This is a genomic window from Pseudomonas sp. CFBP 8772, assembly GCF_014841665.1.
Classification (GTDB): domain Bacteria; phylum Pseudomonadota; class Gammaproteobacteria; order Pseudomonadales; family Pseudomonadaceae; genus Aquipseudomonas; species Aquipseudomonas graminis_B.
In genome coordinates, this window is record NZ_JACYUI010000016.1 from 1 (window position 1) to 14,329 (window position 14,329).

16 protein-coding genes are annotated in these 14,329 nt (G+C 62.6%); 1 reads left to right on the forward strand and 15 read right to left on the reverse strand.

Going from position 1 to position 14,329, the window contains the following annotated elements; all coding sequences use genetic code 11:
- Nucleotides 1–134: 134 nt before the first annotated feature.
- From hydA to trhA, 8 genes are all read right to left on the reverse strand, one after another.
- Nucleotides 135–1,571, reverse strand: coding sequence for a dihydropyrimidinase (hydA, locus tag IFT99_RS23610; RefSeq protein WP_192135488.1), 1,437 nt, complete (start codon nt 1,569–1,571; stop codon nt 135–137).
- A 13-nt stretch (nt 1,572–1,584) separates the two neighbouring features.
- On the reverse strand, nt 1,585–2,481 hold the full coding sequence (locus IFT99_RS23615; RefSeq protein WP_065991211.1) for an allantoinase PuuE: 897 nt from the start codon (nt 2,479–2,481) through the stop codon (nt 1,585–1,587).
- Nucleotides 2,482–2,533: 52 nt separating this feature from the next.
- Nucleotides 2,534–3,406, reverse strand: coding sequence for a MurR/RpiR family transcriptional regulator (locus IFT99_RS23620; RefSeq protein ID WP_065991210.1), 873 nt, complete (start codon nt 3,404–3,406; stop codon nt 2,534–2,536).
- An 18-nt stretch (nt 3,407–3,424) separates the two neighbouring features.
- Nucleotides 3,425–4,672 (reverse strand): cysteine desulfurase-like protein, encoded by a 1,248-nt coding sequence (locus tag IFT99_RS23625; RefSeq protein WP_192135490.1) that lies wholly within the window; start codon nt 4,670–4,672, stop codon nt 3,425–3,427.
- 21 nt (nt 4,673–4,693) lie between these two features.
- Entirely contained in the window at nt 4,694–5,428 is a 735-nt protein-coding gene (locus IFT99_RS23630) for an amino acid ABC transporter ATP-binding protein (protein WP_192135492.1), read from the reverse strand.
- Nucleotides 5,425–6,102, reverse strand: coding sequence for an amino acid ABC transporter permease (locus IFT99_RS23635; protein WP_192135494.1), 678 nt, complete (start codon nt 6,100–6,102; stop codon nt 5,425–5,427). The genes IFT99_RS23630 and IFT99_RS23635 overlap by 4 nt, the downstream gene beginning before the upstream one ends.
- Nucleotides 6,103–6,154: 52 nt before the next feature.
- Entirely contained in the window at nt 6,155–6,931 is a 777-nt protein-coding gene (locus IFT99_RS23640) for a transporter substrate-binding domain-containing protein (protein WP_192135496.1), read from the reverse strand.
- A gap of 306 nt (nt 6,932–7,237) precedes the next feature.
- Nucleotides 7,238–7,855 carry a PAQR family membrane homeostasis protein TrhA gene (trhA, locus tag IFT99_RS23645; protein WP_192135498.1) on the reverse strand — a complete coding sequence of 206 codons (618 nt, stop codon included), beginning with the start codon at nt 7,853–7,855 and terminating at the stop codon, nt 7,238–7,240.
- Between the two features lie 166 nt (nt 7,856–8,021).
- Here trhA and IFT99_RS23650 point away from each other — a divergent pair, with 166 nt between their 5' ends.
- Entirely contained in the window at nt 8,022–8,942 is a 921-nt protein-coding gene (locus IFT99_RS23650) for a LysR family transcriptional regulator (RefSeq protein ID WP_065991377.1), read from the forward strand.
- Between the two features lie 617 nt (nt 8,943–9,559).
- Here IFT99_RS23650 and madM read toward each other — a convergent pair.
- From madM to IFT99_RS23685, 7 genes are all read right to left on the reverse strand, one after another.
- Complete coding sequence (gene madM / locus IFT99_RS23655) at nt 9,560–10,324, reverse strand: malonate transporter subunit MadM (protein ID WP_074892392.1); 765 nt, start codon at nt 10,322–10,324, stop codon at nt 9,560–9,562.
- Nucleotide 10,325: 1 nt separating this feature from the next.
- Nucleotides 10,326–10,760: a malonate transporter subunit MadL gene (gene madL / locus IFT99_RS23660; RefSeq protein WP_065991198.1), complete on the reverse strand. Its 435-nt coding sequence runs from the start codon at nt 10,758–10,760 to the stop codon at nt 10,326–10,328.
- A gap of 67 nt (nt 10,761–10,827) precedes the next feature.
- The gene (gene mdcH, locus IFT99_RS23665) at nt 10,828–11,763 is read right to left on the reverse strand and encodes a malonate decarboxylase subunit epsilon (RefSeq protein WP_192135499.1); all 936 of its coding nucleotides are present in this window, start codon (nt 11,761–11,763) and stop codon (nt 10,828–10,830) included.
- Nucleotides 11,760–12,392, reverse strand: a complete 633-nt coding sequence (locus tag IFT99_RS23670; protein ID WP_342214640.1) for a malonate decarboxylase holo-ACP synthase — start codon at nt 12,390–12,392, stop codon at nt 11,760–11,762. The genes mdcH and IFT99_RS23670 overlap by 4 nt, the downstream gene beginning before the upstream one ends.
- A complete protein-coding gene (mdcE, locus tag IFT99_RS23675; RefSeq protein WP_192135501.1) occupies nt 12,386–13,189 on the reverse strand; it encodes a biotin-independent malonate decarboxylase subunit gamma in 804 nt (267 codons plus the stop codon). The genes IFT99_RS23670 and mdcE overlap by 7 nt, the downstream gene beginning before the upstream one ends.
- The gene (locus tag IFT99_RS23680) at nt 13,186–14,037 is read right to left on the reverse strand and encodes a biotin-independent malonate decarboxylase subunit beta (protein ID WP_065991188.1); all 852 of its coding nucleotides are present in this window, start codon (nt 14,035–14,037) and stop codon (nt 13,186–13,188) included. The genes mdcE and IFT99_RS23680 overlap by 4 nt, the downstream gene beginning before the upstream one ends.
- On the reverse strand, nt 14,030–14,329 hold the full coding sequence (locus tag IFT99_RS23685; protein ID WP_192135502.1) for a malonate decarboxylase subunit delta: 300 nt from the start codon (nt 14,327–14,329) through the stop codon (nt 14,030–14,032). The genes IFT99_RS23680 and IFT99_RS23685 overlap by 8 nt, the downstream gene beginning before the upstream one ends.

The following is a 14,329-nucleotide window of genomic DNA, read 5'->3' on the forward strand; positions in this document are numbered from 1 at the left end:
GATCCCTTGTAGGACCGGCTTCAGCCGGGAAGGCGTCAGTCGTCACGCCGCAAGATTGATGGTGCGCACACCGGCCCCTTCCCGGCTGAAGCCAGTCCTACAAGGGTCGCGTACATCCGCCAGTGATTTAGTCCTCACTCCGGTAATTCCGACGCTCGACGCCGGGCTTTCGCAGGCTCCGGCCGGGCGCAGGGCAGAAACTCTCCGCGCCCCGGTTCACCCAACGAACTGCCGTCCCAGACCCGCTCCCCTCTGGCGAACGTCATCGCCGGCCATGCACTCAAGCGCATCCCCTCGTACGGGGTGTAATCGACGTTGTGGTGCAGCATTTCATTGGTTAGCTCGATGTCCAGGTCCTCATCCCAGATCACCAGATCCGCATCCGAGCCAATGGCGATGCTGCCCTTGCGCGGATACAACCCGTACAGCCGCGCCGCATGAGTGGCCGTCAGCGCGACAAACGCCTGCGGGCTGATTCGCCCCTTGCGCACGCCTTCCGACCAGAGCAGCGCCATGCGCGTCTCGACGCCCGGAATGCCATTGGCCACTTCGGAAAACGGCGCCGTCTCGCCGTGGGCACGCTTGCCGTCCGGGCCGCCGTAGCGAAACGGCGCGTGATCCGATGAGAACACTTCGAACGAGCCATTCTGCAGGCCGTCCCAGACCACTTGCTGATTGCCAGCGTCTCTCGGCGGCGGGCTGCAGATGCATTTTGCGCCTTCGAAGCTGTCATCGCAGCCAAGGGAATCCGCGGTGAGAAACAGATACTGCGGGCAGGTTTCGCCGTACACCTTCAAGCCGTGGCTCTGCGCCCAGCGGATCTGCTCGATGGCCTCGCGTCCGGACACATGCACGATGAGAATCGGCACATCGACCAGCTCGGCCAGCGCAATGGCCCGATGCGTGGCTTCGCGCTCGACCAGCATCGGCCGCGACGTGGCGTGATAACGCGGCGCTTTATGGCCGGCGGCGAGCAGGCGCTCGGTCAACCAAGCGATGCAGTCGCTGTTTTCCGCGTGCAGCATCACCATCGCGCCTTCGGCCCGCGCCACCGACAGGGTTTCCAGAATCTCCCGGTCGTTGAGCTTCAGCGCGTCATAGGTCATGTAGATCTTGAAGGAGGTGTAGCCCTCGGCAATCAGCTCGGGCAACTCGCGGCGCAGCACGTCTTCGGTAGGGTCGGTGACGATGAGGTGAAACGCGTAATCGATCAGCGCCCGACCGTCCGCACGCCGATGGTAATCCTCCACCGCCGCCCGCAGGGTCTGGCCCTTCTGCTGGCAGGCAAAGGGAATCACCGTTGTAGTCCCGCCACAGGCTGCCGAGCGGGTGCCGCTTTCGAAGTCATCGGCCATGACCGAACCATCACCGGTCGGCTGATCCAGATGCACATGGCTGTCGATACCGCCGGGGGTGACGGTTCGCCCTCGCGCATCGACTTCCTCTGCGGCACCTTGCAGGCCAAGGCCCAGCGCGACGATTCGGCCGTCGCGCACGCCGATGTCGCACAGGAAACCGTCCGCCGCCGTCACCACATTGGCGTTGCGGATGATCAAATCAAAAGCCTGCATGTCGTTCACTCCCTCAGGCGCGGGTCAGCCAGGCCTTGGCGATCTCTTCGCGGGTGGTGAACCAGACGCCTTCGCGGGCCTGGGCGTACTCGATGAAATGCTTGATCGCGCGGACACGACCCGGACGTCCGACCATGCGTGGGTGCAGCCCGATGGACATCATTCGCAGGCCGTCGGCCGACTCTTCGTACAGCACATCGAAGCTTTCCTTCATGTACTCGAGGAAATCGGACGCCTGAGACAAGCCCGGCGAGTTCCAGTAGCGGAAGTCGTTGACGTCGCTGGTGTACGGCACCACCAGATGTTGCTTGCCCTCGACGTCGACGAAATACGGAACGTCGTCGTTGTAGGCGTCCGAGTCATAGAGAAACCCGCCCTCTTCCGCCACCAGCCGACGCGTATGAACGCTGGCGCCGTAGCGGCAATACCAGCCCACCGGACGCTTGCCGCAGGTGCGTTCGAACGACTCGATCGCCAGGCGAATGTGCTCGCGCTCCTCGGCCTCGGTCAGGCGGAAGACCTCCTCCCAGCGATAACCGTGACTGCAGATTTCATGGCCCAGCTCGACAGCCGCTTTGGCGACATCCGGGTTCTGCTCGAAGGCCACCGCACAGGCATGAAAGGTCGCCGGGACGTTGGCCTGTTGCAGGATGTCGAGGATGCGCCAGATGCCGACGCGGGCGCCGTACTCGTACATCGACTCCATCGCCAGATTGCGCACGCCGTCGGGAAACTGATAACTGCCCCACTCGGTCATGCTCTCCTGGTCAGGGTCGCCCATGGCGAGGGAGCGCTCCGAGCCTTCTTCGTAGTTGATGACAAAGTTGACGGCCAGACGCGCGCCGTTGGGCCAGGTGCCTTGGGGGCGCTGCCGGCCGTAGCCGACCAGATCTCGAATGGGTGATGCCATAAAAGCCTACTCCTGCAACGTTCGAACAGTCGGCAGACCACCAAGCCAGGGCTCAGCAGTCGATGGTTTTCAATGCATCATGGTCGGGGCCATCGAGGTTCTGGCCGGTGCGAAAGGCCAGGCCCATGGCCAGGGTCTGCGCAATGCAGAACGCAGCGGTGAGCGAGCGAAAGCCCAGCAGCTCGGCGTCGTTGACCTCGATCATCACCGACGCGGTTTGTCCGATGGGGCTGAGAATGCTGTCAGTGATCGCCACGATGGGCGTCCCCGCGGCGACCGCTTGCTGGCAGGCGTCGATGGTTTCCTGCGCGTACGGCGGAAAACTCACCGCCACCAGCACATCATCGCCGTGCAGCGCACCGACCTGTTCGCGCAGGCTGCCGCCCAGACCGCTGATGTGTACGGCACGACGACCGACACGGCTGAGTGCATAACTCAGGTAGGACGCCATGGGAAACGAGCGACGCATGCCGACCACGAAGGTGGTGCGCGCCTGCTCCAACAGCTCGATGGCGCGCTCGATGGCCTCGACTTGCTCGCCTTCGGCCAAGTGCTCCAGCGAGACGATATTCGCGCGGCTGAATGCCGAAAGCATGGCGCCCACATCGGTGGGGTCATCGAGCAACTGCTCGCCGCGATAGTGCCGGATGCGCTCTTTAAAGCTGCCCTGCCCGGCCTGCTGCAACGGCTGCTTGAACAGGCGCTGCAGGTCGCTGAACCCGCCGAAGCCCAACGCCTGGGCCAGCCGAATGAACGCGGACGACGGGATGCCGGAGATCTTCGCCAGCGCCGCGACCGTGTTCAGCGCCACATCGTGGGGGTGCTCGTTCAGGTAATGCGCGGCATCACGCTGCCGCGCAGTCAGGCGTTCCTGATGTTCGACGATGGCGGCACGCAGCTCGGCCAGGGTTTGGGGTACAGGCATAAAAAGGCTCGATAGAAGTCAAGAGGGACGCAGTTCTGTGATCGCCTGGGCCAGATGCTCCACCAGACGATTCAGCTCATCGACGCTGTTGTAGTGGGCGATCGACACACGAACCACGCCGCCATAAGGGGTCAGCCCCAACTGTTCGATCAGGCGGCGCGCATAGAAGTCACCAAAGCGGATGCCCATACGGTGATTGTCCACGCGGCGCACGATGGCTTCCGACTGAATGCCCTCCACCACGAAGCTGATGGTTGGCACGCGATCACCATCGGTCACACGGGATTTTCCGATGATTCGTACACCCGGCGTCTCCCGCAGAAACGCCAGGAGCGTTTCGGCCAACAGGTCTTCCTGGACTTCAAAGGCATCGAACGCCGCCCTCATCAGCTGGCGTTCGCTGCCGCTGGCGCCGAGGCGTTGGCCGATGTCGATCAGGTAATCGCTGATGCCGATGCAGCCGTAGGACAGCTCGTAGTTCAAGTTGCCGGGCTGAAGCTTGTAGGGAATGACCTCCTGACCGATGAAAAAGTGGTTCAGGCTCGGCAGTTCCAGCAATGCTTCCCGCTTGCCCCACAGCACGGCGAAGTGCGGGCCGAAGGTCTTGTAGAAACTGAACACGTAATAATCCGCGCCGCTGGCCTGCACATCGACCAGCCGATGGGGCGCGTAGGCCACGGCATCGACGCACAACTTGCCGCCCACCGCGTGCACCCGGCGCGCCACTTCGGCGACCGGGTTGACGCTGCCGAGGATGTTCGACGCATGGGTCATGGCCACGTAGCGGGTCTTGTCGCTGAGCAGCGCATCCAGATCATCCAATTCCAGGTCCATGCTCTGGGCGTCGACGGCCCAGACGCGCAAGGTCGCGCCGCGGTCTTCGCACAGCCTTACCCACGGCCCGATGTTGGCTTCGTGGTCGCAGTTGGTGACGATGATTTCGTCACCGGGATTGATCGACGGGGCGATGGCGCGGCAGAGGATTTGCAGCAAATGGGTGGTCGAGCCGCCCATCACGCACTCTTCCGGGTAGCGCGCGTTGATCAGTTGCGCGACCGATTCCCGCGCCTTCATCACACGTGCGCCAGCATCTACCGACTCACTGTAGGACGCACCCAACTGGACGGCGCTATTAAGCAAGTAATCAGTGATGCGCTCGGCGACCGGCTTGAGCACGGCAGAGCCGCCGGCGTTGTCCAGGTAGGCGTAGCCGCTGCCGAGGGCGGGAAACTGGCTGCGTACGTAATCGATGTCCAAGGCATTCAAGGGATGAGCTCCAGAGTCTGATCAGTGATGCAGGATGGCCTGCAAAAACGCGCGGGTTCTCGGCTCTTGCGGGGCCGTGAAGAAATCGTGCGGGTTGTTCTGTTCGATGATTCGGCCGTTCTCCATGAAGATCACCCGGTCGGCGACCTTGCGCGCAAAGCCCATTTCGTGGGTCACGACGACCATGGTCACGCCCGAGCGGGCGAGGTTCTGCATGACGTCCAGCACTTCGCCGACCATCTCCGGGTCGAGCGCCGACGTGGGCTCGTCGAACAGGATCACCCGTGGCTCCATGGCCATGGTCCGGGCGATGGCCACGCGCTGCTGCTGGCCGCCGGACAGCTGGCTCGGGTATTTCGCCGCGTGGGCGCCCATGCCGACTTTCTCCAGCAGCAGGCGCGCACGTTCATTGGCGTCACGCCGAGACATGCCGCGCACCCGGACCGGCGCCAGCGCCACGTTGGCGAGCACGGTGAGGTGCGGGTACAGATTGAAATTCTGAAAGACCATGCCGACTTCACAACGAATGCCCGCCAGTTTCGAGCCCGTTTCAACACGTTGGCTGCCGACGCGGATGTCGCCCTGCTGGTATTCCTCCAGCAGATTGATGCAGCGAATCAGTGTGGATTTCCCTGAGCCTGAAGGCCCGAGAATGACCACCACTTCACCTTGATCGACGGTCAGGTTGATGTCGGTCAGGGCCTGGAACGGCCCGTAGAATTTGGCCACGCCTTCCATTTCAATGACGGTGCTCATGCGCTTTTCCTCCCGGCGCCGTTACGCCGCTCGATCCAGCTCACCAGTTGCACCAGCGGCAGAAGCAGCAACAGGTACATGACCGCCGCGCCCACCAGCGGTGTCGGGTTGGCTGACAGCGCTTGCGCCTGAGTGGCTTGTTTGAGCAGATCGGGCATCGCCACGACGGACGCCAGCGCGGTGTCTTTCATGACGTTGATGCAGTTGCTGGTCATCGGCGGCATGACGATGCGCATGGCCTGGGGCAGGACAATGTCGCGCATGGTGTTGAAAAAGCTCATGCCCTGGGAGGCCGAGGCTTCGAATTGCCCGCGGGGAATGGCTTCGATGCCGGAGCGGAAAATCTCCGCCGAGTACGCGCAGGACACCAGTGACAGCGCCGCCGTGGCCGCCGCGAACGACGACAGGCGAATGCCCACAAACGGCAGCGCGTAATAGATCAGCACCAACAGCACCAGCAAAGGAATCGAGCGCAGCACGTCGATGTACACCCGCGCCAGAAACCGCACCGGCGCGTACCCGTACAACCGCAGCATCGCCAGCACCAGCCCGCCCACCAGGCCGAGAATGATGCTGACCACGCCAAGCATCACCGTCACGCCCAGGCCGCGGAGCATCAGTGGCAGCGCATCGACGAACACGCTCCAGTTGAAGAACGTTTCTAACAACTCCATTGCGATTCCTTGGTGGCGAGCAGTGACGGGCGGGGCCGTGAGCGGTCAGGGGTTACTTGAGCACATCGACCACTTTAACGGTGCTGGACTCCGGATCAGCGTCGGCACCGAACCACTTCTTGTGCAGGTCGGCGATCACGCCTTCTTTCTTCATCGTGCTGATGATGTCGTTGACCTGGCCGGCCGATGCCCAGCCCTTGGCGTGCATCAACGAGTACTTCTCACCGGTAGGAATTTTCGCGACGACTTTGTACTGCGGCTTGTCCTTGATGTAGTACAGGACCGCCGGGATGTCGCTGATGTAGCCGTCCATGCGGCCGGACGCGAGGTCGAGCATCGCAGGTGACAGCCCTTCGTAGCGTGAGACTTCCTTGAACTTGTATTCGGCCTGATGGGCGTTGACCCACATGTCGCCGGTGGAGCCGGTGTCGACGCCGACCACTTTGCCGTCCATGTCTTTCAGGCCGTTGATGCCGGATTTGACGAGCACGGACAGGGATTGGTCGCTGTCGTAATACGGCTGGGCGAAGCCGACCGATTCAAGGCGCTTGGGCGTGATGGTGATCGAGGAGATGGCGATGTCAGCGCGCTTGGACTGCACGGCGCTGAACAGGCCGTTGAACGGGATGTTGACGAATTCCACGCTCTTGCCGGCGCGCTTGGCGACTTCTTTCACCACGTCGACTTCGAAGCCGACGATCTCGCCTTTGGCGTCCTGAAACTCCCACGGCACGTTGCCCACGTTGGCGCCGACGGTCCAGTCAGCGGCCCAGGTGGATGCGGAAAAGGCGGTTGCCACGGCCATGCTCAAGAGTACTTTCACATTCATGTCTTGCTCCCCGATTGATCAGTCAGTTCAAGAAGGCCGCCTTACCACAAGAGGGGGCGTTTCGAGGATCAGACTAGGATGACGAATCAAATAATTCAACAAATAAAATAAATGAATTAAATGCTTCAATCGGGTGCGGAAGTTATCCGCATTGGTGCAGAAGGGAAAGCGCGCAAGGCTGTGGGGTGTACAGAAAGTGATCAGTGATTTGAAGGACGCCATGCACCGAAGCAGCGCATGGATCGCCCAACTACGTACGCTGCGTAAGATCCGAATGTGCAGGAGCTGGGTCAGCGATGCCCAGCCTCACAACACGTAACGCATGATCGCGACAAAGTGCAGCAGGCTGCCGGCGATGACGAACAGGTGCCAGACCCCATGGAAGTGTCGGACCTTGGTGTCGAACGCGAAGAAAATGATCCCTACGGTGTAGAACACGCCCCCCAGCGCCAGACAGACGAATCCGGCCATGCCCAGCGCGGCGATCAGCGGCTTGACCGCGACCAGCACAATCCAGCCCATGACCGCGTAAATGACGATGGACATCACGCGGGCTTCGGAGCGGGGCTTGATCTCCTGCAGAATCCCGATGATCGCCAGCGCCCAGACGATGCCGAACAACGTCCAGCCCCACGCCCCGTGCAGCGTCACCAGACAAAACGGCGTGTAGCTGCCGGCGATGAGCAAATAGATGGAAAAGTGATCGACCTTTTGCATGATCACTTTCGCCCGACCGCGAACGCTGTGATAAACCGTCGACGCGCTGTACAGCATCACCAGGGCCACACCGTAGACCGCCACGCTGATGATCTTCCAGATGTCTCCGGCCATCGTCGCGACAACCAGCATCCAGACCGCACCGATCGTCGCCAGAATCGCGCCCACCAAGTGGGTCCAGGCGTTGAATTTTTCTCCGTAGTACATCCGCACACTACCTCTCTAAGTTGCACGACAAGCGTCAAGGGTCCTGCTTCTGAACCGCAATGACAACGCATTGTGTCGTGTTATCGAGAATTTAATGCAGCCAGCCGCCGATCTCTTCGGCACAATCGGGCGCTCTCAAAACAAGAACCCGGCGCGGGCCCACACGATGCAGATCGACGAAGAGCTCACCCTCAAGAAGCTGGAAATCTTCCTGGCGTTCATGCGCACCGGCAATCTGGCTCGGGCGGCGGCCGAGTTGCAGACAAGCACGGTCAGCGTGCATCGGGCGATTCACTCGCTGGAAAGCGCGTTGCGGTGTCCGCTGTTCAAGCACGAGGGTCGCAACCTCACACCGCTCGAAGGCGCATATGTGCTGGAGGAGCGTGCGCAGAAGCTGGTGCAGGACGTGCTCGGCACCATCGAACAGACCCGGCAGGCGGCCGGGTTTTCGGCGGCGCGGTTCAAGCTGGGGGCGCTGTATTCACTGACGGTCAAAACCGTGCCGCAGCTGATCATGGGCCTGAAGATCCGCCGCAGCGAACTTAACATCGACCTGATTCTGGGCTCGAACATCGACCTTTTCTACAAGCTGAAGAACATGGAAGTGGATGCGATTCTGGTGTCGCTGAACGAATCCGTGAGTGATCCGGACTGCGAGCATTTGCCGCTGTTCTCAGACGATATCTTCCTCGCGGCCCCGGTGGATTCACCCTTCGCCCAGCAAAGCGAAGTGAACCTGGGCGATCTGCGCGAAGCGACGTTCATTACGCTGACCCAGGGCTTTGCCACCCACCGCGACGGCGCGCGGGTGTTTGAACAGGCCGGGTTTGAACCGAAGATCGCCATGCAAGTGAACGACATCTTCACGCTGCTGAGCATGGTCAGCTCGGGTGTGGGCTATGCGCTGCTGCCGGGGAGGATTGCGGCCGTGTATGAAAACCGTGTGCGGCTGATCCCATTGCAACAGCGCTATCGCATGCAGCAGCACATCGGACTGGTCTTCCTCAAAGCCCGCGAACGCGACCCGAACCTGCTGGCGTTGCTGGCGGAATGCCGGATGTACTCGAACCGGCTGGCCCAGGCCTGATCCCGGCTTCAGCTCGATCCAATCTCCACTGTGGGTGTGAGCTTGGTCTGGGCCGCATCGGGGCGAAGAGGCCGGGGAGTTCAGCCACTTTCTCTGCAGGCTGAATGCAAGCCTTCGCGAGCAAGCTCGCTCCCACAGAATCTCCGTCAATTTGATATCTCGGGCGAGTCGTAGAACTTGTGGGAGTGAGCTTGCTCACGAAGAGGCCGGGGCGTGCAGCCAATTTCTCTGCAGGCTGAATGCAGCCTTCGCGAGCAAGCTCGCTCCCACAGGATCTCGGTCAATTTGATATCTCGGGCGAGTCGTAGGACTTGTGGGGGTGAGCTTGCTCACGAAGAGGCCGGGGCGTTCAGCACTTTCTCTGCAGGCTGAATGCAAGCCTTCGCGAGCAAGCTCGCTACCACAGAATCTCGGTCAATTTGATACCTCGGGCGAGTCGTAGGACTTGTGGGAGTGAGCTTGCTCACGAAGAGGCCAGGACATTCAGCTGCTTTCTCTGCAAGCTGAATGTAAGCCTTCGCGAGCAAGCTCGCTCCCATGATTCCGACGCTCGCAGGTAGATCTGCAATCAGGCGCGCAGCGGCAGCATGTTGCTGAACACCGCGCATCCCAAAGCCTCAGCCCAGAATCCCGCGGACGATGAAGTACAGCAGCGACGGCCCCAGCAGACAGCCGAGCCCGGTGTGGAAGGTCGCCGTCAGCGCGCCGTAAGGCACCAGCCGTCGATCCGTCGCCGCGAGCCCGGCTGTCACGCCGCTCACGGTGCCGGCCAGGCCGCCGAAGACCATCGCGGAGCGCGGGTTATCCAACCCCATCCAGCGCGCGGCCATCGGGGTGCCGACCATCACCAGAATGGCTTTGATCAGACCGGTCGCGATCGACAGCGCCATCACGTCCGAGCTCGCGCCCAACGCTGCACCGGTCACCGGCCCGACGATGTAGGTCACTGCGCCCGCGCCAATGGTGGTGATGCTCACGGCGTCGCGATAACCGAACGCGTAGGCCACGCAGCAACCGACGATGAACGGCAGCAACGTGCCGAGCAGCAGCGAGAACGCGCCGACCCAGCCAGCTTTTTTCGCTTCGGTGGCCTGCACTTCGAAGGCCGTGGCGACGATGGCAAAATCACGCAGCATCGACCCGCCCATCAGGCCGATTCCGGAGAACAGCGCCAAGTCCGCCAGCCCTTTCTGGCCGCCGGTCATCGTGCCGCCCACCCACGCCAGGACCAGGCCGATGACGATCGCAATGGCCGAACCATGAATGCGCCCGAACGTCAGTCGCTTGGACAGCACCACCGAAATCCACATCACCACGCCCACGACCGCAAACGCGGTGACCAGGCCCTGACTGATCAGGTCTTTCTGAATGAGCTCCCACATATCAGCGGCCTCCTGCCGGGGAAACAGTCGGCGCGATCACCGGGAGCGGATTCGCCAGTTCGTCCTCTTTGGGCAGCGGCTCGCCCTTATTGATGCGGCTGATGACGGCAATCGTGCAGCCGCAGACCACCACCGACACCACCGCCGCGATGACCGCGATCGGCCCGCCCTTGAGCGCCGTAACGACATTTTGCTGCGCGGCCATGGCCACGACCACCGGGATGTACATGGCGCCCCAGAAGCCGACGCCCATTTCGCAGCCTTCGCTCATGCCGCCGCGCTTTTGCATGAACAGCCGCGCGCAGATCAGCAGGATCATCGCGATCCCGACGCCGCCCACGTTGGATTTGACGCCCAGCAGCACGCCGAGCAGATCACCGAGAATCACCCCCGCGAGGGTGCAGATTGCGAGTAACGCCACGCCATAAATCACCATTGTTCTAATCCTCAAATTGCATCGTCGAAGTTGTTGTTTTTGTGTTCCTTCGAAAGCAGCAGTCGGTTTATGAGTGGCGGCGTTCCTCCTCTCGCGACAGCGCGCTGAGCGTGTCCAGCCGGGCGCCCTGGAAAGCGACGGCCGATCCTTGTTCGAAGACGCGGCGCGCCAAGCCCGTCAGCACTGTGCCCGGCGGCAGTTCGATGTGCAGGCGTGCGCCGCGCTCGTACGCGGTTTGCACCGTGCTGCGCCAGTCGATGACCCGGCACATGTTGAACGCCAGATCGTCACGGACTTTGTCGGCGCTGAGCATCGGCCGCGCGGTGCTGCCGCTGAGGTATTTGAGCGTCGGCGCTTTCACGCCCACATGGGCAAACGCATCGGCGAGCGCCCGCGCAGGTTCAGCCAGCAGCTCGCAATGGGACGGCACGCTGACCGCCAGCCGTTTGGCTGCCGCAGCGCCCTGCTCTTTTGCAAGCGCAGCGACAGCCGCCATGGCCTCGTCTCGCCCGGCAATGACGAACTGGTTATCGGCGTTGATATTGGCCAGATAGACCGGCGTCTCAACGCTGTGAATTCGTACGATCAGACCTTCGACCGTGGGTTGGTCGAGCCCGATCAGCGCGGTCATGCCGTAGCCCTGTGGATAAGCGCTTTGCATCAGCTCGCCCCGCAGCGCCACCAGACGCACGGCATCCGAAAAATCCAGAGCCCCCGCGATCACCGCCGCCGGATAAGCGCCGATGGACAAACCCGCAACCATGTCAGGGGCGTTTTCATCGGCCATCAACACCCGCGCACAGGCGACGCCAGCGATAAACAAACACAGCTGAACGGCTCGCGTCGATTGCAGCGCGGGGGCGGTGTCCAGCGTCAGGACGTCCTCGTTCAACGCCGCGCTCGCTTCTGCCAGGCACTGTTCAACCAAGGGGTGCTCCGGCAGCCCGTGGAGCATGCCCGGCTGTTGCGCGCCCTGGCCGGGAAACGCCCAGAAGCTGCTCATGCCGCAACCGCCTGCGCCAGCCACGGGTTATCCACAAGCCGCGCGCCGTCTTCGGCTTTGAGGAGCACCTGGCGTGACGGTCCTGCCCATTCGCGCAGCGCTACGGCACCAACCGGGGTTTGCAGCTGAAGGTCGATGCGGCACACCGCGCTGGCAAGCTGCTCGACCAGACGAGCGGCGTGCTGGCGATCAAAGAAATCCGGGGTGCGCAATATCAGATCAAGGTCGCTGCCCGCGTGCAGCACCGGCACGCCACTCGCCAGCTCAAAACCGGCGCCACCCGCCACGCCCCATGGCAGGCCGAGCGCATGCATCACGGGACGGATCTGCTGCAAGGCGCGCAGCGCCGGCCAATCAGCGTCAGGCGTCATGACGATCAACTCTTCAGGCCGCACGCGCCGCTGCACATCGTCGAGCTTCATGTGGGTGGCGTAGCGCTGATCCCGCGAGCGCCCCCGCACACCCACCGCCACCAGGCCAGCCGGGACACGGGCGCGGCGCACCACTACCGGATGACCGAGGCCAACGGCTTCAAAAGCCCATGCCGGTGCGTCGATCGGCAACGCAGCCGCCGACAAACCCCACAACAAGTCGTGGGGCAGCACCGGCTGAAAAGTGCCCATTACCACTGCGCCCGTAACAGCTCGCGGACTTTCGACGACGCCCCACGGTTTGGCGCGCCCAGGCGTGAACTCAGGTCATTGGCCCCGGCCAGGGTGTCTTTAATCGCTGCAATCAAACAGTCCTCAACCAGGGTGAGATCCGACGCGCTGGGCTGCTCGATTTGACTGACCGACAGGGTTTCCCAGAGCAAACCGAGGCTGGCGTAGCTGTCGATGTCGTAGGCCATCGGCGGCACGCTGGCGGCGAGTTTTTCCAGTTCTTCGACGCTGCGCAGCGTCACCCGCGCCGCAGAAGCCTTGCCCATGGCGTGAACCATGACGCCCGGATCGCGCAGGGCAATCAGCCGATTGGCCTGATAACCGTGGGCGAGGAACGCGCCGGACATGGCCTTGCCCACCAGCAGCCCGATCACCGGATGCCCGGCCAGTCGGGCCCGCGCATAGGCGTCAACGGCACCGGACAACGCTTGATGAATGCCCAGCGCTTCCTCGCGGCGGCCATAGGCCTGACTCGGCACGTCGATGATCGCAATCAGCGTGCGCTTGATGTCGCTGTGCCGATCCAGCTCGATGGCGCCTTCCACCGCCTGGGCCAGACCCCATCCTTCCAGCAATCCGACTTCGCCGTTTTGTGCGCGGGGAAAGCGGTTGGCAGGGTCAGCGACCACCGCCAGGAATCGCGCCGGGCGATCACCCAGTGCGCCGTCTGCTGCTTTCACCGACGCCGGCAGCCCCGCCACTTCAGCGGCGTTTGCGGCCAGCGCGTTGAACCAGTTCAATCCACGATGGGAGTAAGCACTCATGACCGGTCTCCTTGATAGGCAGTGCGCACCGAAGCGGGCTCGATCTGTTGGGCCGTGTCGACTTGAGCCAGACGTGCGAGGAACCAGGCGTATCGACTGCTGCGCTCCTGCTCGGGCTTGCCCTTGTGCAACAACGCCTGCACCTGTTGCTGAATGGCGCTGATGTCGTCGGCGACAAAGGCGTCCACCAGACCGCTGGCGAAACGTTGCTCGCCCCCGGTCAGGCTCCAGATGAAGGGCCGGTCGCGGGAGTCATATTCTTCGATGCCGGCTTCCTGCTCGATGACTTGCGGACCGTTCAGGCCCAGACGGGCTTCCTGGGTGACGACCAGATAACTGCACAAACCCGCCGCAATCGACATGCCGCCAAAGCAGCCGACGCTGCCCGCCACTACGCCAATCACTGGCTGATAACGACGCAGATCAACGATGGCCGCGTGGATGTCAGCGATGGCCGCCAGCCCGAGGTTGGCTTCCTGCAAGCGCACGCCCCCGGTTTCCAGCAGCAGAACGGCTGCGGTGGGAATGCCCTTGCGATTGTCTTCGGCGGCCAGTTCCAGCGCGCCGGCCATTTTCGCGCCGCCGACTTCGCCCATGCTGCCGCCTTGAAAGCCGCCTTCGATGGCGCAGATCACCACCGGCTTGCCCTCAATCGTGCCCTTGGCGATCACCACGCCATCGTCGGCCTGGGGCACGACGCCCTGCTTGGCCAACCAAGGGGAGACGAGTCGCGCGAAAGGATCGATCAGCTCACGAAAACTGCCGTTGTCCAGCAGTGCGCGGGCGCGTTGCCGGGCGCCGAGCTCGACGAAGCTGTGCTGCTGCAGAAGCCGCGTGCTGTCAGTCATGGCCGACCTCCTCGAAACCTTGCTCCAGGCGCAGCCGAACCACGCCCGGCGTGGCGCCGAAATCATGGATGTCGATGCTCATGGCCGGTGGCGTCTGGCCGTCGAACATGCGTTGAAAGAGGTTCTCCCAGCGCGCCGAACTGCCGCTGACCGACGTCAGCACCTGGATCGTCAGCTTGCCCGGCTGACCCGGTTCCAGGAGCACTTCCAGATCACCCGAACCGACACAACCCACCAGCGCGCGACCCAATGGCGGCTGCCCGGCGGGGAATTCAAAAGACAGGGTTTCCAT

Excerpts from the sequence above, each read along its gene's own strand:
- hydA (WP_192135488.1), bottom strand. The coding sequence starts at position 1,571 with ATGCAGGCTTTTGATTTGATCATCCGCAACGCCAATGTGGTGACGGCG.
- IFT99_RS23615 (WP_065991211.1), bottom strand. The coding sequence starts at position 2,481 with ATGGCATCACCCATTCGAGATCTGGTCGGCTACGGCCGGCAGCGCCCC.
- IFT99_RS23620 (WP_065991210.1), bottom strand. The coding sequence starts at position 3,406 with ATGCCTGTACCCCAAACCCTGGCCGAGCTGCGTGCCGCCATCGTCGAA.
- IFT99_RS23630 (WP_192135492.1), bottom strand. The coding sequence starts at position 5,428 with ATGAGCACCGTCATTGAAATGGAAGGCGTGGCCAAATTCTACGGGCCG.
- IFT99_RS23635 (WP_192135494.1), bottom strand. The coding sequence starts at position 6,102 with ATGGAGTTGTTAGAAACGTTCTTCAACTGGAGCGTGTTCGTCGATGCG.
- IFT99_RS23640 (WP_192135496.1), bottom strand. The coding sequence starts at position 6,931 with ATGAATGTGAAAGTACTCTTGAGCATGGCCGTGGCAACCGCCTTTTCC.
- trhA (WP_192135498.1), bottom strand. The coding sequence starts at position 7,855 with ATGTACTACGGAGAAAAATTCAACGCCTGGACCCACTTGGTGGGCGCG.
- IFT99_RS23650 (WP_065991377.1), top strand. The coding sequence starts at position 8,022 with ATGCAGATCGACGAAGAGCTCACCCTCAAGAAGCTGGAAATCTTCCTG.
- madM (WP_074892392.1), bottom strand. The coding sequence starts at position 10,324 with ATGTGGGAGCTCATTCAGAAAGACCTGATCAGTCAGGGCCTGGTCACC.
- madL (WP_065991198.1), bottom strand. The coding sequence starts at position 10,760 with ATGGTGATTTATGGCGTGGCGTTACTCGCAATCTGCACCCTCGCGGGG.
- mdcH (WP_192135499.1), bottom strand. The coding sequence starts at position 11,763 with ATGAGCAGCTTCTGGGCGTTTCCCGGCCAGGGCGCGCAACAGCCGGGC.
- mdcE (WP_192135501.1), bottom strand. The coding sequence starts at position 13,189 with ATGAGTGCTTACTCCCATCGTGGATTGAACTGGTTCAACGCGCTGGCC.
- IFT99_RS23680 (WP_065991188.1), bottom strand. The coding sequence starts at position 14,037 with ATGACTGACAGCACGCGGCTTCTGCAGCAGCACAGCTTCGTCGAGCTC.
- IFT99_RS23685 (WP_192135502.1), bottom strand. The coding sequence starts at position 14,329 with ATGGAAACCCTGTCTTTTGAATTCCCCGCCGGGCAGCCGCCATTGGGT.